Origin of the sequence: Erythrobacter sp. HL-111 (genome assembly GCF_900105095.1) — a bacterium.
In the GTDB taxonomy this organism is placed as follows: Bacteria; Pseudomonadota; Alphaproteobacteria; order Sphingomonadales; family Sphingomonadaceae; genus Erythrobacter.
On record NZ_LT629743.1, the window covers coordinates 2,439,464 to 2,457,909 of the forward strand.

Sequence of the window (18,446 nt, forward strand, 5' to 3'; positions counted from 1 at the left end):
TTCGCATTTGCGCGCCCGCCTGCCGCTGCGTTAGGGGTGACGGGCCAAGGAGGAGAACCATGATGACGCAGTCCATCCCCGCGCGCGCCGCGCTCGCGCTCGCCCTCGCCGCCCCCGCTCTCCTGCTCGCCGCCTGCGCGCAGGAAGAGGAGGAACGCAATTACGAGGTCGGCGCCGAAGACCTTTCCGGCGGCGAACTCCAGGTGCGCGAACCCGAAGAGGGCGAAGTCCCGGTCGACGTGCCCGAAGTCGAGATGACCAATGTCCCGGCCGAGGACGCCGAAGCGACGGAGGAAGACGCGGCCGAATAGGCCCGCCGCCGGGGCGCCCGGCAGCGCAGGGGCGCGGAACACGCGGCGGCGAGGGGCGTAGGGTCTTCGAAGGAGAAGACGATGACCCGCACCCGCCCGTCCCCCGCACCTCGCCCCGCGCCGCGCCGGATCGCGGGCCTCGCCGCACCGCTCGTAGCGCTGGCCGCGCTTGCCGCCTGCGAGCCCGATCCCGAGGAAACCGGGCCGCTGTCCGAGGAATCGCAGGACCGGATCATCGGCTCCGAACCGGTCGAGGACAACGAACCGGGCCGCTCGCCCGACGGGATCAACGATCCCGGGGAGGAGCGCCCGCCGCTGACCAACCGGGCCGGGCCGGACGGCAAGGAGGACGACCCCAGCGAGGTCGAGATCAAGTAGGGCGCAGCGCCGGGCGGGCTTCGTCTTGCCCGCCGCCGGGATCGAGCCCGGCCGGGCGCGTCACTCGCACCAGTCGGCGTCCGCCGCATCCCGCCCACCGCGCACCGCCAGCCCGCGCGCGACCATCGCGTCGCCGAGGTACTCCGTCCCCTCCTCCGAAACCCGCCGCACCCGGCGCAGTTCGCGCCCGAAGCGATCGCGCGGCGGGTCGTCCCCGCCGTTCCATTCGAAGGCGCCGGCGCCGAGCCATTCGTGGAGCGCCGACCGCGCCCTTTCGGCGAGCACCCGCTCGCGCTCGCACGCCCCGTCCCGCTCGGGCGCATCGAACCCGGTCAGGCGGATGCGGCGGGACTCCTCGCCTTCGAACAGGATCACCGTGTCGCCGTCGATCACGCAGCCGCCCGCGCCGGCCTCGCGCTCTCCGCACAGGGCGAAGCGCGTGTCGACCGTCACCCATCCGCGCTCCTGCAGCACCGGACGCACGCCGAACCACCACGCCGCCATGACGATCCCGAGCAGGGCGGGCACGCGCCACAGCATCCACCACGTCAGCATCCGGGGCGAAGGCCCGGAGCGGGTCCGGCGCAGGCGGGAACGAAAGCGGCGGGGCGGCATGATTCGCGAGGGCCTAGCACCGCGCGCGGGCCTGCGCCACTCGCCCGCCCCGGCCGCCGCGCATCCATCCGCGCTATGCACGCGCCGCGCGAGCGGCTAGGGGGCGCTCCTCGCGAAAGGGAGTCGATGAGATGAGCGGGACCGATCTCGCCCAGAACCTGTCCAAGGCCGAAGTGCTGATCGAGGCCCTGCCCTATTTCCAGCGCTATGCCGGGCGTACCTTCGTCGTGAAGTACGGCGGCCACGCGATGGGCGACAGGGAGGCCGCGCGCGACTTTGCCGAGGACATCGTGCTGCTGAAGGCGGTCGGCATCAACCCGGTGGTGGTGCACGGCGGCGGCCCGCAGATCGGCGAGATGCTGAAGCGGCTCGGGGTGGAGAGCACCTTCGTCGACGGGTTGCGCGTGACCGACGAGGCGACCGCCAAGGTCGCCGAAATGGTGCTGTCGGGCGCGATCAACAAGGAACTGGTCGGCTGGCTCGCGGCGGCGGGGGGCAAGGCGATCGGCCTGTCGGGCAAGGACGGCGGGCTCGTCACCGCGCGCAAGGTCGAACGCACGACGAAGGACCCCGAAAGCCTGATCGAAAGCGTGGTCGATCTCGGCTTCGTCGGCGAGCCCGAGGCGGTCGACACCAGCGTGATCGACACCGCGGTCGCCGCCGGGATGATCCCGGTGATCGCGCCGATCGCCGCGGGCGCGGACGGGGCGACCTACAACATCAACGCCGACACCATGGCGGGCGCGATCGCGGCGGCGCTGGGCGCGGCGCGGCTGTTCCTGCTGACCGACGTTTCGGGCGTGCTCGATGCGGCGGGCGAGCTGCTGTCCGACCTCACCCCTGCGAACATCGCAGCCCTGCGCGAAGAGGGCACGATCAGGGGCGGCATGGTGCCCAAGCTCGAGACCTGCGTCGCCGCGGTCGAGGCGGGCTGCGAGGCGGCGGTGGTGCTCGACGGGCGGGTGCCGCACGCCATGCTGATCGAATTCTTCACCGCGCGCGGAGCCGGAACGCTGGTGCGCGCCGGGGCCAATCCCTAGTTAGGGGCGCATCTCCCCTTTCGCGGCACCGGCACAAGCTGTATTGCCCTTGCAACACGCTTCTCGAGCGGCGATCACCAGCGCAAGCAGGCGCACCAGACGGACAACAGGCAGGCCCATGCAAGGATTACTCGCAGTCTACGACATCATCTCGATCCTCACGAGCGCGCTCGTGATGATGATCATCATCCAGTTCGTGATCGGGCTGCTCTTCGCGTTCAACGTGGTGAGCCCCTCGAACCAGTTCCTGATGGCGTTCTACACCTCGATCAACAACCTGCTCGACCCGATCCTGCGGCCGATCCGCAAGGTGATGCCGGACACGGGCACGATCGACTTTTCCCCGCTGGTGCTGATCATCCTGCTGCAGATCCTGCTGAGGATCATCCAGGCGCTGATCCAGAGCGCGTATTGAACCGAAGCATGACGAGAGCGACCCGTATCGACGGCAAGGCCTTCGCCGCGCGCCTGCGCGAAACCGTGGGCGAACACGCGCTTTCCTTCGCGCGGCGCGCCGGGCGCAGGCCGGGGCTCGCCGTGGTGCTGGTGGGCGAGGACCCGGCGAGCCAGGTCTATGTCGGCTCCAAGGGCAAGGCGACGCTGGCCGCCAACATGGAAAGTTTCGAACACCGCCTGCCCGCCGAAACGAGCGAGGCGGACCTCGTCGCGCTGGTCGAGGAACTGAACCGCGATGAGGCGGTCGACGGCATCCTCGTCCAGCTGCCCCTGCCCGATCACATCGACGAACAGGCGGTGATCGCCGCGATCGATCCGGACAAGGACGTCGACGGGTTCCACGTCATCAATGCCGGGCGCCTTTCCGTCGGGGAGGCGGGCTTCGTCCCCTGCACGCCGCTCGGCTGCATCATGCTGCTGAAGGATCTCCACGGCGACCTGTCCGGGATGGAGGCGGTGGTGATCGGCCGTTCGAACATCGTTGGCAAGCCGATGGCGCAGCTCCTCGTCGATGCCAACGCCACCGTCACCATCGCCCACAGCCGGACCCGCGACCTCGCCGCCCACGTGCGCCGGGCGGACATCGTCGTCGCCGCGGTGGGGCGGCCGGAAATGGTGCGGGGCGACTGGATCAAGCCCGGCGCGACCGTGATCGACGTCGGCATCAACCGCCTCCCGCCCGAACCGGGCAGCGACAGGGGCCGGCTGGTCGGCGACGTCGCGTTCGGCGAAGCCGCCGAAGTCGCGGGCGCGATCACCCCGGTGCCGGGCGGGGTCGGCCCGATGACGATCGCGGTGCTGCTCAGGAACACGCTGGTCGCGGCGCACCGCAACGCCGGGCTCGCCCCGCCGGAGGGCGTGTGAGGCGGCGCGCCGCATTCGCCCTGTCGCTCGCCGCGGGCGCGCTGGTCCTTGCCGGCTGCGCCTCGAACCGGCCGCGCGGGCCGTCGGACGAGGTGATCGGCCGGGTCCTCACCGGCACCCCGGGCGAGGCCCAGCCAAGCCGCATCGTCGCGGTCGAAAGTGCCTATGCGAGGGCCGCGCGCGAACGCGGCCAGTTCACCGCGATGGGCGAATTCGCCGGACCGACCGCCCTCCTCCATGGCCGCGACGGCCCCGTTTCCTTCGCCGCGCTGTCGGACGCGCTCGAGGATCCGGAAGAGCCGGTCCAGTGGGCTCCGCGCACGATCGTGATGAGCTGTGACGGCGCGCTCGCGGTGAGCGCGGGGCGGTTCGTCGAACCCGGCGGCCTCGTCGGCACCTATGTCACGACCTGGGCCCGCCAGCCGGACGGCCGTTACAAGTGGGCCTATGACGTCGCCGGGCGCGACGACCCGCAGCCCCCGCCGCGGCCCGAGGCGGAGGAGGGCGACATCGTCGTCACCGCGATGGATTCGATCCTCGGCCTGATCGCGAGCTGCCCGCCCGCCGGGCTCGAGGTTCCCGCCCCGCCCCCCGTCCCGATCGGCGAGGGCGCGGGCGATGCCCGCCTGTCCCCCGACGGGACCCTGCGCTGGCGCTGGGAACACGGCGCGGAGGGAGCGAAACAGGTCGCGGTCGACTATTTCTACGAGGGCGAATGGGTGACGGCGATCGAGGAAAGCCTTGCATCCGGCCCGCTGGAATGATGAGGGGCGGCTCGCCCGCCAAGCATCCGAGGCCTGACACCGCGTGATCCTTTCCGAACTCTTCGTCTCGGCCTTCGTCACCCTGTTCGTGGTGATCGACCCGCCCGGCTGCGCGCCGATCTATGCGGGCCTGACCAAGCAGGCGACCACGGCCCAGGCGCGGAGCATGGCGCTGCGCGCGACCGGCATCGCGGCGATCATCCTCCTGATCTTCGCCTTCTTCGGCGAGCCGCTGCTTTCGGCCCTCCATATCGAGCTGGACTCCTTCCGCATCGCAGGCGGGCTGATGCTGTTCTGGATCGCCTTCGACATGGTCTTCGAGAAACGCACCCAGCGCCGCGAGGAACGCGCCGAGAAGATCGCCGCGCAAAGCGGCCCCGGCCCGGAGGTCGAGGACGTGTCGGTCTTTCCCATGGCAATGCCGATGCTGGCCGGCCCGGGCGCAATTGCGGCGATCATGCTGCTGATGAACGAGGCGACAAGCGCCGCCGAACGGATCGAGGTCTTCGCGGCACTCGGCGCGGTGCTCGCGATCACGGCGGCAGCGCTGATCGCGGCGGGCCCGATGATCCGGGTGCTCGGCGACAAGGTCGAGGCGGTCATCACGCGTCTGCTCGGCGTGCTGCTCGCGGCGCTGGCGGCGCAATACGTGATCGACGGGGTGAAGGGCAGCTTCGGTGGTTGAGTGAGGGGCCGTGAGCAGACTTTCCGCTCGCGGCCCCGTTGAAGCCAATCAGTCGGCTCATTTGCCGGTTAGGTTCTGGGGTCAATTCAAGGGATAAATCAAGGCAAGCTTTTGCCGTATTTACTCAAGCGCCTCCGTCCCCTGGATTTATGGCAGAGGGGCCAGCTTTAGTCTTCGCATAATCCGCCTCTGCCTTGCCCATTTGTGCTCTTCCGGTCTCGATATGCTTGAGAGCGGCTGCCCTTGAGGCGGATGCATCACTGATCTGTCGCTCTGCTTTTGCAAGCTCCTTGCGCGCCCGCTCCAAGTCTCGCTCGGCTTTGGCTCGGGTTCGATCGCTCTTCTTGATGGCTTGCTCTGCTTGCTCGACGCGTGCCTGCCCTTCCGACCAGACCGTGCCAAAGTCACGAATTTCGTTGCCTCTGTCGGATAGCTGCTCGCCCGTGCTTTTGGGGGAGCTACCCGTGGCGCAGGCGCCCAAGGACAGTGCAAGGCCAACCGCGATGATGACGGTTCTCATTGAGGCAACCGGCTTTTGCTTGGCGAACGGGATAATGCTCTTGTTTGATGCTTGAGACATGAAATGCTCCCTGGGTAAGCGGGAGCTCAAGGTCTCTCAGTCGGCGGCGCTTACAAGAAGGATGCCAGGCCGATACAACTTAAATGGGGTTTGTATCTCGCAATGCAATCGCAGTTCGAAGCAGGTGTGAAGCGGAGCGACCCAAGGACGGCTTGTTCCCGCCCGCTTCCGGCATCCGACCCGCCAAGGAATCGCCCCAAAACCAGACGCCGCACACCCGCCGCTATTGCAGGGTCATGATCTCTTCGCCGCCATCGCGGCGGCCGTAGAACTGCATCAGCTGGACCAATAGCTCGCACCGCGCGGACAGGTTCTCCGCCTCCAGAAGGGCCTGTTTCGACGCCGGATCGAACGGGGCGATCTGGGAGACGCCGTTGATCAGCGACTGGTCGTCGAGCCGCTCTACCGAATCCCAGTCGACCGAATAGCCCTGGCTGTCGGCGAAATGGCGCGCCTCGCGCTCGAACCCGCCGCGCTGGGCGTGGGTCAGCGTCTCGTCCTCGTCGTCCTCGATCAGCTCGGCCTCGACCTGGCGGAAGGCGGTGGTCACGTCGAGTTCGCGGATCAGCCGGAAGCGCTGCTCGCCTTCGAGGATGAGGTTGTAGCGCCCGTCGTCCATCGCCTCGATCTCGCCGATCCGCCCGACGCAGCCGACGGTGTAGAGCGGCGCGCCCTCGAGCGGGCGCTGCGGCTGGATCATCGCGATCCGCCGGTCGCGCACCAGCGCGTCGCCGACGAGCGAGCGGTAACGCGGCTCGAAGATGTGGAGCGGCAGTTGCAGTCCGGGGAAGAGCACCGCTCCGGGAAGGGGAAAGATCGAAAGGCGGGTGGTCATCGCGCGCCCTATCCGAACAGCAGCCTGGACAGGCGGCGACGGGTGGCGACCACCCACGGGTCCTCTAACCCGATCGCCTCGAACATCTTGATGAGCTGCGTGCGGGCCGCGCCCTCGTTCCATTCGCGGTCCGTGCCGATCATGGCGAGGAGGGTGTCGGCGGCCTCGTCGCGCCTGCCCGCGGCGAAGGCGGCCTCGGCATAGGCGAGCTGCGCGTCCATGTCGTCGCGGTTCGCCTCGGCCTTGGCCTTGAGGTCGGCGAGTTCGCCCTCGTCCACTTTCGTGCCGGCAAGGTCGAGCGCGCTCTTCGCCGCGCCCATCGCCGGGTCGGCGGCGAGGCGGGGATCGTTCATCATCGCCTCGTAGACCTGGCGCGCCTCGTCGACCTGGTCCAGCTGCACGAGCGCGCGCACGAGGCCCGATGCGGCCTGCGCGTTGTCGGGCGCGAATTCGGTGACCTGGCCGAAGATACCCGCCGCGCGCTGCGCATCGCCGCCGGCGAGCGCTTCCTCGCCCATCGCCACGAACTGCGCGATCTCCTCGGGCGAGGGGCCCCGCTGCTGCCCGTCCGCACCGCCCGCGCCCCCCTCGACCGGCAATTGCGCGAGCAGCTGGTCGAGCACCTGGCGCAGCTGCGAATCGCTCCGCGCGGCCGTCAGGTCGGCGACCGGCTGGCCCTGAAACATCGCATAGACGGTCGGGATCGAGCGGACCTGGAACTGGGCCGCAATGAACTGTTCCTCGTCCACGTTGATCTTGGCGAGAACCACGCCCCTGTCGGCGTAATCCGCCGCGACCTTTTCCAGAGTGGGGGCGAGCGCCTTGCAAGGTCCGCACCATTCGGCCCAGAAATCGAGGATGACGAGCTTCGTCTGGGACGGTTCGACCACGTTCTTGCGGAAGCGGTCGACCGCCTTCTGTTCGTCGAGATTGAGACCCATGCTGGCCAAGGCATTGCTCCTGTCGTCTGGGGGATCGCGGCAACATGCCACAATGTGGTGGGTTTTGGGGGATTGTGAAGCGCGCATTTGCGCTGCAGCCTCGGCGGCATGCGATCAAGCGATTTTTGGGCTTGCAGGGCGCAAGGCCCGCTGCTAATCGCGCCGCCTCCCCGGCAGGGATGGCCATGCGCCCTCGCCTGTCCCGGCGCCAGAGCGGGCGTAGCTCAGGGGTAGAGCACAACCTTGCCAAGGTTGGGGTCGAGAGTTCGAATCTCTTCGCCCGCTCCATTCTCCCGCACCTCCTGCGTATCGGTGCCCGGGGCGACCTTGGGACGATCGGGCCGCGTCCCCTGCCCCGCCCGGGAATGTTGCAGAAATGCCGCACACCCGCGACCCGATGCATCCTCCGTCCGCGATTCGCCGCAAGGCTCCCCGCAAGGGGTTGATTGTGCAGTCGCAGCCTGTATGCGCGTGATACATTATCACATCATGTTTGATCGAGGACGGGCATTCCCATGAAATCCTTCACTTCCCGCATCGCGCTCGCCACGGCGCTGTCCTTCGCGCTGGCCGCGCCTGTTTTCGCCGAGCAGCCCGGAACCGCTGCCGCGGCCCGGCAGGAACCGCGCGCGGACGAGCCGGAAGAGCAGCGCGACGTGCATGATCGCGGCGACATCCTCGTCTCGGCCGAGGGCCTGCGCGAACTCGACTTCATCGCCGGGCAGGACGTGCTGGAGGTCGCGGAAATCCAGCGCAACTTCGCCGGCCAGCTGGGCGAGTTGCTGATCAAGGTGCCGGGCGTTTCGGCGACCAGCTTCGCGCCGGGTGCCTCGCGCCCGATCCTGCGCGGTCTCGACGGCGAGCGCGTGCGCGTGCTGATCGACGGGATCGGCACCGCGGACGTCGGCAACACCTCGGCCGACCACGCGACCACGATCGACCCGCTCACCGTGCAGCGCGTCGAGGTGCTGCGCGGCCCCGGCGCGCTGTTGTTCGGCAGCCAGGCGATCGGCGGTGTCGTCAACGTGATCGACCGCCGCATTCCCGTGGCGGTGCCGGAGGAGACGATCCACGTCGATGCGCTCTTCGCCGCCGACACGGTGGCCGACCTTCGCAGCGGCGGCGCCTCGCTCGACGCGGCGGTGACCGAGAACATGGTGCTCCACCTCGACGGATCGTTCCGCGAGACCGGCAATCTGGAGATTCCCGGGTTCCAGGTCACGCCGGGCCTGCGCAACGAACTGCTCGCCGAAGCCGCCGAGGAGGAGGCCGAAGGAGAATTCGAGGAGGCCGAGGAATTCCGCGAGGCCGCCGCGCAGGAAGGTTTCATCCCCAACAGCGACCTGCAAACCTGGACCGTCAATGGCGGCGTGGGCTTCATCTTCGGCGAAAGCTCGTTCGGGGCCTCCGTCGGCTATTTCGACACGGATTACGGCGTGCTCAAGCGGCCGGGCAGCGAACACGCCCACGGCGAGGAAGAGCATGGCGACGATCACGATCACGACGAGGATCATGACCACGACGAAGATCATGACCACGACGAAGATCACGACGAAGATCACGATCACGAACACGGCGAGGAGGACGTGCGGATCGGGCTCGAACAGCTCCGCGTCGACCTGCGCGGCGACATCGCGCTCGGCGACGGGTTATTCTCCCGCCTGAAGCTGCGCGGCGGCTATTCCGACTACACCCACACCGAATTCGAGGGTGCGGAAGTCGGCACCGTGTTCGACAGCGAAACGATCGAGGCGCGCGCCGAGCTCGTCCAGCGCCGGGGCGGCATCGTCGGGGCGCAGTTCAAGACGCGCGATTTCAGCGCGGAGGGCGCGGAAGCCTTCGTCGCGCCGAACGAGACGACCCAGTTCGCGCTCTTCACGGTGCAGGAAATCGACCTCGGCGGCTTCCAGGTCGAGGCCGCGGGCCGCTATGAACGCGTCGACACCGAATCCGAACCGCTCGGCGTGGAGCGCGATTTCAACCTCTTCTCGGGCGCGCTGTCCGCCGTGGCCGAAACTCCGGGCGGGGTGCGCGCGGGCATCACCGGGTCGCGCTCACAGCGCGCACCGGCGAGCGAGGAGCTGTTCGCCAACGGTCCGCACATCGCGACCCAGGCTTTCGAGATCGGGAATGTCGACCTCGAGACCGAAACCGCGTGGGGCGTGGAAACCTTCGTGCGCGGCGATGTCGGCGCCATCTCCTTCGGCGCCTCGCTCTATTTCCAGGCCTTCGACGATTTCATCTACCTCTCCCCCACCGGCGAGGAGGAGGACGACCTGCCGGTCTTCGTCTTCCTGCAGGACGATGTCGATTTCTTCGGGTTCGAGGCCGATGTCGCGCTGCCGCTCGTCGAACGGGACGGCTTCGCCCTCCTGACCGACCTGCGCGCCTCCTACGTCCAGGCCGACCTCGACGGCCCGGGCGAGCTGCCCCGCATCCCGCCGGTCAGCCTGTTCGGCGCGCTCGAGGCGCAGTTCGACGCCTTCGACCTGCGCGGCGAGGTGCAGTGGTTCGGCGAGCAGGACGAGATCGCGGAATTCGAAACCGCGACCGATTCCTTCGCCTTCGTCAACCTCTACCTCTCGTGGCGGCCGCTGGAGAACAACCGCAACGTCGTCGTCCAGCTGGCGGGCGAGAACCTGTTCGACGAAGAAGGCCGGCGCCACACCAGCTTCACCAAGGATTTCGTGCCCCTGCCCGGACGCAACATCCGGGCGAGCGTGCGGATGTCGTTCTGACCTAGCCTCTCTTATTCACGGCGATGCGGTTGGGCGCCTCTCGGCGCGAGCTTGACGCCACTGCTGCGTGCGGCGGCGTAGAGCGGGCGTGCGGCACCGCTGGCGTCTGTTTCACCGCGCTGTGATCGATGGGCTTTTCTGGTTGAAGGACTTGGCTCGGGGTTTCTGCGGCACTGCCGCGCCCGCTACGTCGGCGCAGGCTTGAGCGCGAGAACGATGGCACGCATCAGATCGGCATCGGGGCACGCAGAGGCGAACGCTACGCGGATTCGGGTGGCGCTTTCCATGACGCGGGCAGCAACCTTGAGCAGCCGCAGGCGCAGGGTCGTAAACTCGGCTTTTGCCAGAGCGGTGGTCTTTGGGATCGCCTGCTGAACGCGCCACAGCAGCCAGTAGGCAGCGGTGTGCAGGATCAGGCGCATCTGGTTGGCGTTCGCCGACCGGCACGAGGTGCGGTCACTGGCCAGCTGGGTCTTGTGCAGCTTGATCAAGTTCTCGGCCTGCCCGCGCGCACAGTAGAGCGTGTCATAGATGTATTCAGCCGAGCCTTGGGTTAGCGATGTGACGACATAGCGGATATCCATGCCCAGCGTGCTGGCCTCGATCCTGGCGACGACGCGGCGCTGGCGGTTCCAGCTCTTCGCGCCGTAGCGGGTCTCGGCATAGCTGCGCAGGACCGGGAGTTGGCACTCGGCGCGGCGGACCGCGCAGGCATCGGCGGCAGTGACGATAACCGGATCAGCGCGCAGCGCGGCGTTGGTCGGCAGACCGAACACGTAATCGACATGGGCCGCCTCGCAGAAGGCCATGACCTCGGGCCGTCCATAATGCCCGTCACCGCGGATGGTGATGTGGGTATCAGGCCAGTGGCGGCGAAGATGGCGCACCAGACGCCGGATATGCCCTGCCGCCTCCTTGCCAGAAGGCGTCTTGCCCGTGCGCAGCAGCATCGCCACCGGCCGGCCCGTTGCCGTGTCGTAGACATGGATCGGCAGGAAGCAGCGCTCCCCATGATGTCCGTTCCAGAAGGAGAGTTGCTGATAGCCGTGCACGACGTCGCAGGTGTCATCGATATCCAGCGTCACCGCCGCCGGCGGAGTGGGGTAGCTGGCGCAGTAGATGTCGATCATGATCCCCAGCATCTTTGCCAGCTCGCGCGTGCTCGGCGCATTCTCCCAGCGGCTCATCGTCGGTTGGCTGGCCAACCCCGCACCCGATCCCGGCAGCTTGCCCAGCGCAAGGCGGAAGCCCGGATCATCGCGCAGAGCGTCGAGATCATCGGCATCCTCATAGCCGCAGGCGATCGCGAACATCCGCGCGCGCAGGATATCTTCAAGCCGATGAACCACCCGAGCAGGATCGCGCGGATCGGCAATACACGCCGCAAGCCGCTGGCAGAGCCCCATCATGCGCTCGGCCTGAGCCAGCACCAGGACCCCGCCATCCGAGGTCAGCCTGCCGCCGTCAAACGCAGCTGTGACCTTCTTGCCGCGCACTGCTGGAAACGAAAATACGGACGCGCTATCATCGCATCCGGCGGGTGTGGTCTGTGGCATATTTTGCCCCGTTGCAGGTCTGGCTTAAGCAACCACATTCCTACAACAATGCAAATGCTTACGCCACTCCCGCCAACCCGTCAGACCACTGCCGGTGAATAATCCGGGCTAGATCGTCAGCGACCAGAACACGAGGGCGATGATCCAGCCCGCGTTGAACACGGCGAGCATGGTCCAGGTCGTGGCCTTGCTCGCCTGTTTGCGTCCCGGTCCGACAGCGATATCGGGTTCCCGCCTGAACAGCCGGGCGACATCGCGGGCGTGGACCAGCAGCCAGGCCCCGCTGCCGAGCGTGACGACCCCGATGATGAAGATTGCGGCCTGCATGGTGATGAGCGGCATGTCCGCCTCCGTTGCAAATTGAAGCGCTTGCGAAGGACCAATGGGCGGATTTCGCCGCCGGTTCCGCAAAAGGTGGCGCGCGGGGCCGTCAGCCGCCGAGCGAGACGCGCAGCACGATCAGCACCTCTGCGCTCAGCGAGAAGCCGAACAGGGTGATCATGGCGCAGACCTGCCGGAAGCTCGCGAGGCGCTTGCCCTGCCCGGGGTCGATCGGCAGCACGTGGCGCAGCAGCAGCGCGACGTCGCGCGCGTGCAGCACCAGCCAGGCCGAGGAGAGGATGGAGGTCGCGCTGAAGATCATCAGCATCGCCTGCACCGAGGGGAGTGAAATGGGATTGTCTCCACGAATGCGGGGCCGTTCCCCTCCTGCCGTCAACCCCGGCGCCGCGATCGCGTTCCCGCCGCGCCGGCGGCCCGGCGGTCAGTCCTCGGCGGCGAAGGTGATCTCGGCGTGTTCCTGCAGGCGGTCGACCAGCGCCTTGCCGAGGAAGGAGCCGGGCGTGCCGATCCCGCCGTCCGCCTCGCAGGAAAGCAGCGCGATCCCCGTTTCGGCGAGCATCCGGCTGGTCGAGCCGTAGCCCGGATCGTACCTGCCCTTGACCCCGTAGCGCAGCGTCTCGCCCTCCGGCATCTCGGCGACGAACAGCACGTCGTAGAAACCGCTCTCGCGCTCCTCCTTCGTCGGACCCTCGCCCGGCTTGGGCGGATTCGCGCCGAAGGGGTTCTTCATCATCTCCTGCGCCGCCTCGGCCATCTTGCGGCCCGCCTCGCCGGGGCTGGTCAGCACCATCTCGTCATACTTGAAATCCTCGCCATAGGGATGGCCGAGGAGGAAGTTGGTGCGGTGCACGTTCTTGGTGTTGATCGGCGCCATGACGAAGGGTGCGGCCCACTTTCCGAGGTCGTCCTCGTGCCGCGGCAGCAGGCCCGAAGGCTGGTCCGGCCCTTCGAAACCGGGGGTGAGCGCGAAGGGATCGCGCAGGATCCCGAGGATCGCGGGCTTCCGCATCGCCGCCTGCATGGTCGCGCCGAGGCTCGCCGCGGTGCCGCCGGAGAACGTGCCCTCCATCGCCCGCACCCGGCCGCGAATGCGCGGGGCGGGCCGGCCGAAACGCTCTTTCGCGGCCTCCTGCGCCATCATCACGCCGAGATCGAAGGGGATCGAATCGAATCCGCTCGAAAAGCAGATCCGCGCGCCGGTCTGCTTCGCCCTTTCGTGGTGCCGTTCGATCTTCTCTGCCATCCAGGCCGGTTCGCCGCACAGGTCCGCGTAATCGGTCCCGGTTTCGACACAGGCTTCGAGCAGGTTGTCGCCGTAGAGCTGGTAGGGGCCGACCGTGGTGAGCACGACGCGGGTGCGTTCGCACATGGCCTTCAGCGAGGCGGGATCGTCGGCATCGGCCACCACCAGCGGCGTATCGGCGGGCGCGCCGATCGCGTCGCGCACCGTTTCGAGCTTCGCCAGGCTGCGCCCGGCCATGGCCCATTTCGGCCCGTCCTCGCGGCTGCCGTAATGATCGCCCAGGTATTCGGCGACGAGGCGGCCCGTGTAGCCGGTCGCGCCGTAGACGATGATGTCGAATTCGGATCCTGTGCTCATGCTCGTGTCTCCCTCGCGGTTCTGCCGTCATGCAGGGCGCGCGGATGCAAGTCAAAGGCGGCAGGTCGGGCCGCGGACCCGTCGGGCAGAGCAATGCCGCGCCGGTCGATGCGGCCTTCCCATGCCGGACATGGCGTCTCATGCACGGTTCGTCATGTCCGCGCTTGATCTGCGGGTCCCGTTCCCGGACCCCGCGGCCTCGCCCGCAAATGACCTGATGAAAGGACGACCAGATGAACAAACTCCTCGCAGCGAGCGCCGCGATGGCTTTCGCCCTCACCGCCCCGGCAGTGGCCCAGGAGGGGATGCCGCCCGCATCTTCGGAGGCGAGCACCATTCAGCCCGGGACCGCGATCTACGGCTCCGACGGGGCGGAGGTCGGGACGGTCGCCGGCGCACAGGGCGACGTCGTGTTGCTCAAGGTGGGAGAAGAGATGATCCCGATCCCCAGCGCAGCGATCAGCCAGGGGGCCGAAGGTCCGCAGATCGACCTGACCCGCGACGCGCTCATGGCTCAGTTCGAACAGCAAAAGGCGGTTTACGAAGCCGAGTTCGATGCTGCCGTGAAAGAGGGCGCACCGGTGCAGACGGTCGACAATCGCTCGCTCGGCACGATCCAGACCGTTTCCGGCAACGACGTGACCGTCGAGGGCGACAATGGCCCCATGACGCTGCCGAAGGCGTCGCTGGCGCTGAACCAGCAGGGCGAGGTTACGGTTCGCGCGACCATGGCGCAGATCCGCGAAGCCATGAGCGCGTCGCCCGAGTCCCGCTGACCGTGCAAGGAAGGGGGCGCCCGACCGGAGCGCCCCCTTTTTCCGCAAGAACCACCTATCCGACGGGCATCAGTCATGCGTATTGCGACCTTCGCGCTGGTCATGTTGCTGGCTGCCTGCGGCAGCGATGAAAGTCCCGCATCGGAGCGGCCCCTTGCCCGCGCGTCGCAGGGCGACCGAGCAGGCGGCATCCGGCCACCCGGCGAAATCGCCTTTCGCGCCGCCTGGGTGGTGCAGTGCGAGGGCGTGGGCGCGGATGTGCGCGAGGCCTCCTGCGAAGCCGATGGCTCCGATGCGGGGCCTTTCTCGTGCGATTTCGCCTTGAGCGACGGCGGCGAACGCAGCGTCCACTCGGCGGAACTGCGGCGCAGCGGCGACGTCTGGGTCCTCGCCGACCCGCTCGACACCTGCGATGCCGCCGGTTCCTGACGGGCGCGCCCCTGCCCCCGCGACCCTAAAGCCTGGGCAAGGTCACCCCGCGCTGGCCCATGTACTTGCCCGCGCGGTCCCTGTAGCTCGTCTCGCAGCGTTCGTTGCCCTGCAGGAACAGGAACTGGCACGCGCCCTCGTTGGCGTAGATGCGCGCGGGCAGCGGCGTCGTGTTGGAAAACTCGAGGGTGACGTGCCCCTCCCAGCCCGGTTCGAGCGGGGTCACGTTCACGATGATCCCGCAGCGGGCATAGGTGCTCTTGCCGAGGCAGATCACCAGCACGTCCTCGGGCACGCGGAAATACTCGACCGTGCGGGCGAGCGCGAAGGAATTGGGCGGGATGACGCAGATTTCGGTTTCGCGGTCGACGAAGGAGTTGGCGTCGAAATGCTTGGGATCGACGATGGCGCTGTCGACATTGGTGAAGATCTTGAATTCGGGCGCGACCCGGGCGTCATAACCGTAGGAGGACAGGCCGTAGGAAATGCAGCCTTCGCGCCTTTGCGCTTCGACGAAGGGCTCGATCATGCCGTTTTCGAGCGCCTGGGTGCGGATCCACTTGTCGGAAAGAATCGCCATGGCTCATGGTCATTCCCCAAGCCCGCGCGCCCGGCAAGCGGTGGTCGCGGTTTATCCGGCGAAAGTCGCGGGTAGCCGGAGTTGTCTTATGTGATGGAACCTGCGGGCCGGATCGCCTAGCCTGCGGTTCGAAACGGATTGGGGGCGCCGGCAGTGGCGAAGCTCGAGGGAAAGAAAGTCATGGTGGTCGAGGACGACTACCTGATCGCGCTCATGCTCTGCCAGTCCTTCGAGGAGGAGGGCGCGGAGGTGCTCGGACCGGTGGGCCGGGTCGAAGCCGCGCTCGCCCTGATCGCGCGGGAACCGCGGATCGACGGGGCGGTGCTCGACATCAACCTTGCCGGCGACATGGTCTTCCCGGTGGCCGATGCGCTTCTCGCGCGGGGGGTCCCCTTTCTCTTTTCGACCGGCTACGATGCGGACGAATTGCCGCAGCTCTATCGCGAGGTGCCGCATTACCGCAAGCCGGTCCTCCCGCGATCGGTGTGCGAGGCGCTGTTCGCCTGACCACGGCCCAGGCGCGAGGCCACCGGGTTTCGTCCGCCATTCGGAGAGCGAATTCATGCTCGAACGATCCGGTTCCTCCGTCGTCCCCGACGACCTTCCCGGCCGCATCCTGCTCGGCGCGGGCGGGGCGGTGGGCGAAGGCTTCTTCGTCGAGGCGGCCAAGGCGCTGGCCGAGGTCTTCGGCGTGCGCTGGGTGCTGTTCGGCCACTATGCGCTTACTGGCGAGAAATCGGCCAACACGATCGCCTTCTGGGACCGGCGGTTGGCCGAGAACAACCGCTTCCCCCTCCGCCACAGCATCTGGGAACACCTGCTGGAGACCGGCGACTGCATCTTCGCCGACCGGCTGCGGACCTCTTTTCCAAAGGACAGCGCGATCGGGCAGATGGGCGCGGAAGGCTGCGTGGGCCGGCAGATCAGGGGAACCGACGGCGCCGTGATCGGCTTCGCCACCGTGCTCGACGACAAGCCGATCGCCGAACCCGAAGCGATCGAGCGTGCGCTCGCCCTGCTGGGCCCTCGGGCCGGGGCCGAGCTCGAACGCCTGATCGAACGCCCGCTGATGGAACGGCTCGGCCGGATCATCGAGGAATCGCTCAGCGAGGCCTATGTCTTTTCCGCCGACACCTTCCGGTTCGAGATCGTCAATCGCGGCGCGCGCGAGAACCTGGGCTACACGATGGAGGAACTGGTGCGGATGTCGCCGTGGGACATCAAGCCGGACCACACCGAGGAAAGCCTCTCCGCGCTGGTCGCCCCGCTGCTCGCGGGGGAGGACGAGGCCATCCGTTTCGAGAGCCGCCACCGGCGCAAGGACGGCACCTGTTACGATGTCGCCGTGCGGCTGCAATATTTCGCCCAGCCCGACCACGTCTTCTTCGCCTCGATCAACGACATAACCCAGCGCCGCGAGGCCGAGCGGCGCGAACGGGTGCTGATGGGCGAGGTCAACCACCGTTCGAAGAACATGCTCGCGCTGGTCCAGGCGATCGCGCAGCAGACCGCCAACGGCCCGCCCGGGGCATTCCAGGAACGCCTGGCCGCGCTCGCCGCGAACCAGGACGTGCTGGTGCGGAACAGCTGGCGGTGTGTCCCGGTGGCGTCGCTGGTGCGCTCGCAGCTCGGTTTCCTCGGGCCGCTGATCGACACGCGGGTCGAACTTGCGGGGCCTGCCGTCGCGCTCACCTCCCGCGCGGCGCAGGTGCTCGGCATGGCGCTGCACGAACTCGCGACCAACGCGATCAAGTACGGCGCGCTTTCTGGCGAGGCGGGGCGGGTGCGGATCGCGTGGGAGATCGGGGAGGGACTGTTCCGCTTCGCCTGGCGGGAGACCGGCGGGCCGAAGGTGCGCGAACCGCGGGCGCAGGGGTTCGGCTCCGTGCTCATGCTCGACCAGCCGCGCTACGCGCTCGCGGCCGAGGCCCGGTGGCGTTTCGAACCGGAAGGGCTGGCCTACGACCTTGCTGCGGCTGCGAACGTGCTGCTCGACACGGACGGCGCGGAGCGCGGCTAGGCGAGCGCGGGTTCGGCCGCGCGGGCGTGGGCGGCGATCTCGTCGGCAAGGCGGTCCGCCAGTTCGACCGGCAGGTCGTGGCCCCAGCCGGGGATCGTCACCAGCCGCGCGCCCGGAATCGCCATCGCCGTGTCCTCGCCCGCCTCGACCTTCAGCAGCGGATCGGCCTCGCCGTGCAGCACCAGGGTGGGCGCGGTGATCCGGGAAAGCCGCTCGCGCCGGTCGCCGTCGGCGATGATCGCGGCGAGCTGGCGCGGCAGGCCGGGGGGATAGACGCTGCGGCGGACCGATTTCAGCACCCGTTCGCGCAGCGCCTCGTCGTCCGGGCGAAAGGCGGGGCTGCCGATCGCGCGCTGCACCCGCATCCCGTGGGCGACGACCGTTTCCTCGTCGAGCGATTCGAGCGGAGCGGTGAGCGCGTCCATCGCTTCCTTCTCGGCCTTGGGCAGTTTCGGATTGCCGGTGGTCGAGAAGATCGAGGTGAGCGACAGCAATCGCTCCGGATGGTGCACCGCCATCAGCTGCGCGATCATCCCGCCCATCGAGCCGCCCACCACGTGCGCCCGCCCGATCCCCAGCGCATCGAGCAGCCCGATCGCATCGTCGGCCATGTCGGTCAGCGTGTAGGGCACGCGCGGGGGAAAGCCGAGCTTCGTCAGCAGCACCTGCCACACGACCTTGGGCGCCTTTTCCCCTTCCATCTTCTGGCTCAAACCGATGTCGCGGTTGTCGAAACGGATCACGCGAAATCCGCGCCCGGTGAGCGCCTCTACCATTTCGTCGGGCCAGAGGGTGAGTTGCGCGCCGAGCCCCATGACCAGCAGCACCGGCGGGTGCGCGGGATCGCCGTGATCCTCGTAGAAAAGCTCGATTCCGGTGTTGGGCGTCGTGATCGTGGGCATGGGCTCTCCTGTCTGGCGCCACCCAAGCCGATGG

General features: G+C 68.0%; 22 protein-coding genes and 1 tRNA gene. 13 read left to right on the forward strand and 10 right to left on the reverse strand.

Going from position 1 to position 18,446, the window contains the following annotated elements:
• Positions 1 to 59: 59 nt before the first annotated feature.
• The gene (locus tag BLU08_RS11550; protein ID WP_233995956.1) at positions 60 to 311 is read left to right on the forward strand and encodes a hypothetical protein; all 252 of its coding nucleotides are present in this window, start codon (positions 60 to 62) and stop codon (positions 309 to 311) included.
• A gap of 81 nt (positions 312 to 392) precedes the next feature.
• Entirely contained in the window at positions 393 to 689 is a 297-nt protein-coding gene (locus tag BLU08_RS11555; RefSeq protein WP_090199617.1) for a hypothetical protein, read from the forward strand.
• A 60-nt stretch (positions 690 to 749) separates the two neighbouring features.
• On the opposite strand, the gene BLU08_RS11560 is transcribed toward BLU08_RS11555, so the two are convergent.
• The gene (locus BLU08_RS11560; protein WP_157674534.1) at positions 750 to 1,244 is read right to left on the reverse strand and encodes a thermonuclease family protein; all 495 of its coding nucleotides are present in this window, start codon (positions 1,242 to 1,244) and stop codon (positions 750 to 752) included.
• A 191-nt stretch (positions 1,245 to 1,435) separates the two neighbouring features.
• Between BLU08_RS11560 and argB the strand changes: the two genes are divergently transcribed.
• From argB to BLU08_RS11585, 5 genes are all read left to right on the forward strand, one after another.
• Positions 1,436 to 2,344, forward strand: a complete 909-nt coding sequence (gene argB / locus BLU08_RS11565; protein WP_090199621.1) for an acetylglutamate kinase — start codon at positions 1,436 to 1,438, stop codon at positions 2,342 to 2,344.
• A gap of 118 nt (positions 2,345 to 2,462) precedes the next feature.
• Positions 2,463 to 2,759 carry a YggT family protein gene (locus tag BLU08_RS11570; RefSeq protein ID WP_090199623.1) on the forward strand — a complete coding sequence of 99 codons (297 nt, stop codon included), beginning with the start codon at positions 2,463 to 2,465 and terminating at the stop codon, positions 2,757 to 2,759.
• A gap of 8 nt (positions 2,760 to 2,767) precedes the next feature.
• The gene (gene folD, locus BLU08_RS11575; protein ID WP_090199625.1) at positions 2,768 to 3,664 is read left to right on the forward strand and encodes a bifunctional methylenetetrahydrofolate dehydrogenase/methenyltetrahydrofolate cyclohydrolase FolD; all 897 of its coding nucleotides are present in this window, start codon (positions 2,768 to 2,770) and stop codon (positions 3,662 to 3,664) included.
• Positions 3,661 to 4,428, forward strand: coding sequence for a hypothetical protein (locus BLU08_RS11580; protein WP_233995957.1), 768 nt, complete (start codon positions 3,661 to 3,663; stop codon positions 4,426 to 4,428). The genes folD and BLU08_RS11580 overlap by 4 nt, the downstream gene beginning before the upstream one ends.
• 46 nt (positions 4,429 to 4,474) lie before the next feature.
• Complete coding sequence (locus BLU08_RS11585; RefSeq protein WP_090201335.1) at positions 4,475 to 5,113, forward strand: MarC family protein; 639 nt, start codon at positions 4,475 to 4,477, stop codon at positions 5,111 to 5,113.
• 124 nt (positions 5,114 to 5,237) lie between these two features.
• On the opposite strand, the gene BLU08_RS15260 is transcribed toward BLU08_RS11585, so the two are convergent.
• The 3 genes from BLU08_RS15260 to BLU08_RS11595 form a co-directional block, all read right to left on the reverse strand.
• The gene (locus BLU08_RS15260) at positions 5,238 to 5,693 is read right to left on the reverse strand and encodes a hypothetical protein (protein WP_157674535.1); all 456 of its coding nucleotides are present in this window, start codon (positions 5,691 to 5,693) and stop codon (positions 5,238 to 5,240) included.
• 223 nt (positions 5,694 to 5,916) lie between these two features.
• Positions 5,917 to 6,528 carry an LON peptidase substrate-binding domain-containing protein gene (locus BLU08_RS11590; protein WP_090199627.1) on the reverse strand — a complete coding sequence of 204 codons (612 nt, stop codon included), beginning with the start codon at positions 6,526 to 6,528 and terminating at the stop codon, positions 5,917 to 5,919.
• Between the two features lie 8 nt (positions 6,529 to 6,536).
• The gene (locus tag BLU08_RS11595; RefSeq protein WP_090199629.1) at positions 6,537 to 7,469 is read right to left on the reverse strand and encodes a tetratricopeptide repeat protein; all 933 of its coding nucleotides are present in this window, start codon (positions 7,467 to 7,469) and stop codon (positions 6,537 to 6,539) included.
• A gap of 213 nt (positions 7,470 to 7,682) precedes the next feature.
• On the opposite strand from BLU08_RS11595, the gene BLU08_RS11600 reads away from it, so the two are divergent.
• Both BLU08_RS11600 and BLU08_RS11605 read left to right on the forward strand, forming a co-directional pair.
• Positions 7,683 to 7,757, forward strand: a tRNA-Gly gene (locus BLU08_RS11600).
• Between the two features lie 227 nt (positions 7,758 to 7,984).
• The gene (locus BLU08_RS11605) at positions 7,985 to 10,207 is read left to right on the forward strand and encodes a TonB-dependent receptor (protein WP_090199631.1); all 2,223 of its coding nucleotides are present in this window, start codon (positions 7,985 to 7,987) and stop codon (positions 10,205 to 10,207) included.
• 185 nt (positions 10,208 to 10,392) lie between these two features.
• On the opposite strand, the gene BLU08_RS11610 is transcribed toward BLU08_RS11605, so the two are convergent.
• The 4 genes from BLU08_RS11610 to BLU08_RS11625 all read right to left on the reverse strand — a co-directional run bounded on the left by BLU08_RS11610 (position 10,393) and on the right by BLU08_RS11625 (position 13,705).
• Positions 10,393 to 11,763 (reverse strand): IS1380 family transposase, encoded by a 1,371-nt coding sequence (locus BLU08_RS11610; RefSeq protein ID WP_090193770.1) that lies wholly within the window; start codon positions 11,761 to 11,763, stop codon positions 10,393 to 10,395.
• Between the two features lie 108 nt (positions 11,764 to 11,871).
• On the reverse strand, positions 11,872 to 12,105 hold the full coding sequence (locus tag BLU08_RS11615) for a hypothetical protein (protein ID WP_090199633.1): 234 nt from the start codon (positions 12,103 to 12,105) through the stop codon (positions 11,872 to 11,874).
• An 88-nt stretch (positions 12,106 to 12,193) separates the two neighbouring features.
• Entirely contained in the window at positions 12,194 to 12,412 is a 219-nt protein-coding gene (locus BLU08_RS11620; protein WP_172801032.1) for a hypothetical protein, read from the reverse strand.
• Between the two features lie 114 nt (positions 12,413 to 12,526).
• Positions 12,527 to 13,705, reverse strand: a complete 1,179-nt coding sequence (locus BLU08_RS11625; protein ID WP_090199636.1) for a trans-acting enoyl reductase family protein — start codon at positions 13,703 to 13,705, stop codon at positions 12,527 to 12,529.
• 233 nt (positions 13,706 to 13,938) lie between these two features.
• Between BLU08_RS11625 and BLU08_RS11630 the strand changes: the two genes are divergently transcribed.
• Both BLU08_RS11630 and BLU08_RS11635 read left to right on the forward strand, forming a co-directional pair.
• A complete protein-coding gene (locus BLU08_RS11630; RefSeq protein WP_090199639.1) occupies positions 13,939 to 14,481 on the forward strand; it encodes a hypothetical protein in 543 nt (180 codons plus the stop codon).
• Between the two features lie 75 nt (positions 14,482 to 14,556).
• Complete coding sequence (locus BLU08_RS11635) at positions 14,557 to 14,910, forward strand: hypothetical protein (protein ID WP_090199641.1); 354 nt, start codon at positions 14,557 to 14,559, stop codon at positions 14,908 to 14,910.
• A 25-nt stretch (positions 14,911 to 14,935) separates the two neighbouring features.
• Here BLU08_RS11635 and dcd read toward each other — a convergent pair whose 3' ends face one another.
• On the reverse strand, positions 14,936 to 15,490 hold the full coding sequence (dcd, locus tag BLU08_RS11640) for a dCTP deaminase (RefSeq protein WP_090199642.1): 555 nt from the start codon (positions 15,488 to 15,490) through the stop codon (positions 14,936 to 14,938).
• Positions 15,491 to 15,643: 153 nt separating this feature from the next.
• Between dcd and BLU08_RS11645 the strand changes: the two genes are divergently transcribed.
• Together BLU08_RS11645 and BLU08_RS11650 are read left to right on the forward strand one after the other, a co-directional pair.
• Entirely contained in the window at positions 15,644 to 15,997 is a 354-nt protein-coding gene (locus BLU08_RS11645) for a response regulator (protein WP_197676862.1), read from the forward strand.
• A gap of 55 nt (positions 15,998 to 16,052) precedes the next feature.
• On the forward strand, positions 16,053 to 17,510 hold the full coding sequence (locus BLU08_RS11650; RefSeq protein ID WP_090199644.1) for a sensor histidine kinase: 1,458 nt from the start codon (positions 16,053 to 16,055) through the stop codon (positions 17,508 to 17,510).
• On the opposite strand, the gene BLU08_RS11655 is transcribed toward BLU08_RS11650, so the two are convergent.
• On the reverse strand, positions 17,507 to 18,412 hold the full coding sequence (locus BLU08_RS11655) for an alpha/beta fold hydrolase (protein WP_090199646.1): 906 nt from the start codon (positions 18,410 to 18,412) through the stop codon (positions 17,507 to 17,509). The genes BLU08_RS11650 and BLU08_RS11655 overlap by 4 nt on opposite strands.
• Positions 18,413 to 18,446: the final 34 nt, after the last annotated feature.

Excerpts from the sequence above, each read along its gene's own strand:
- BLU08_RS11550 (WP_233995956.1), top strand. The coding sequence starts at position 60 with ATGATGACGCAGTCCATCCCCGCGCGCGCCGCGCTCGCGCTCGCCCTC.
- BLU08_RS11555 (WP_090199617.1), top strand. The coding sequence starts at position 393 with ATGACCCGCACCCGCCCGTCCCCCGCACCTCGCCCCGCGCCGCGCCGG.
- BLU08_RS11560 (WP_157674534.1), bottom strand. The coding sequence starts at position 1,244 with ATGCTGACGTGGTGGATGCTGTGGCGCGTGCCCGCCCTGCTCGGGATC.
- argB (WP_090199621.1), top strand. The coding sequence starts at position 1,436 with ATGAGCGGGACCGATCTCGCCCAGAACCTGTCCAAGGCCGAAGTGCTG.
- BLU08_RS11570 (WP_090199623.1), top strand. The coding sequence starts at position 2,463 with ATGCAAGGATTACTCGCAGTCTACGACATCATCTCGATCCTCACGAGC.
- folD (WP_090199625.1), top strand. The coding sequence starts at position 2,768 with ATGACGAGAGCGACCCGTATCGACGGCAAGGCCTTCGCCGCGCGCCTG.
- BLU08_RS15260 (WP_157674535.1), bottom strand. The coding sequence starts at position 5,693 with ATGTCTCAAGCATCAAACAAGAGCATTATCCCGTTCGCCAAGCAAAAG.
- BLU08_RS11590 (WP_090199627.1), bottom strand. The coding sequence starts at position 6,528 with ATGACCACCCGCCTTTCGATCTTTCCCCTTCCCGGAGCGGTGCTCTTC.
- BLU08_RS11595 (WP_090199629.1), bottom strand. The coding sequence starts at position 7,469 with ATGGGTCTCAATCTCGACGAACAGAAGGCGGTCGACCGCTTCCGCAAG.
- BLU08_RS11605 (WP_090199631.1), top strand. The coding sequence starts at position 7,985 with ATGAAATCCTTCACTTCCCGCATCGCGCTCGCCACGGCGCTGTCCTTC.
- BLU08_RS11610 (WP_090193770.1), bottom strand. The coding sequence starts at position 11,763 with ATGCCACAGACCACACCCGCCGGATGCGATGATAGCGCGTCCGTATTT.
- BLU08_RS11615 (WP_090199633.1), bottom strand. The coding sequence starts at position 12,105 with ATGCCGCTCATCACCATGCAGGCCGCAATCTTCATCATCGGGGTCGTC.
- BLU08_RS11620 (WP_172801032.1), bottom strand. The coding sequence starts at position 12,412 with ATGCTGATGATCTTCAGCGCGACCTCCATCCTCTCCTCGGCCTGGCTG.
- BLU08_RS11625 (WP_090199636.1), bottom strand. The coding sequence starts at position 13,705 with ATGAGCACAGGATCCGAATTCGACATCATCGTCTACGGCGCGACCGGC.
- BLU08_RS11630 (WP_090199639.1), top strand. The coding sequence starts at position 13,939 with ATGAACAAACTCCTCGCAGCGAGCGCCGCGATGGCTTTCGCCCTCACC.
- BLU08_RS11635 (WP_090199641.1), top strand. The coding sequence starts at position 14,557 with ATGCGTATTGCGACCTTCGCGCTGGTCATGTTGCTGGCTGCCTGCGGC.
- dcd (WP_090199642.1), bottom strand. The coding sequence starts at position 15,490 with ATGGCGATTCTTTCCGACAAGTGGATCCGCACCCAGGCGCTCGAAAAC.
- BLU08_RS11650 (WP_090199644.1), top strand. The coding sequence starts at position 16,053 with ATGCTCGAACGATCCGGTTCCTCCGTCGTCCCCGACGACCTTCCCGGC.
- BLU08_RS11655 (WP_090199646.1), bottom strand. The coding sequence starts at position 18,412 with ATGCCCACGATCACGACGCCCAACACCGGAATCGAGCTTTTCTACGAG.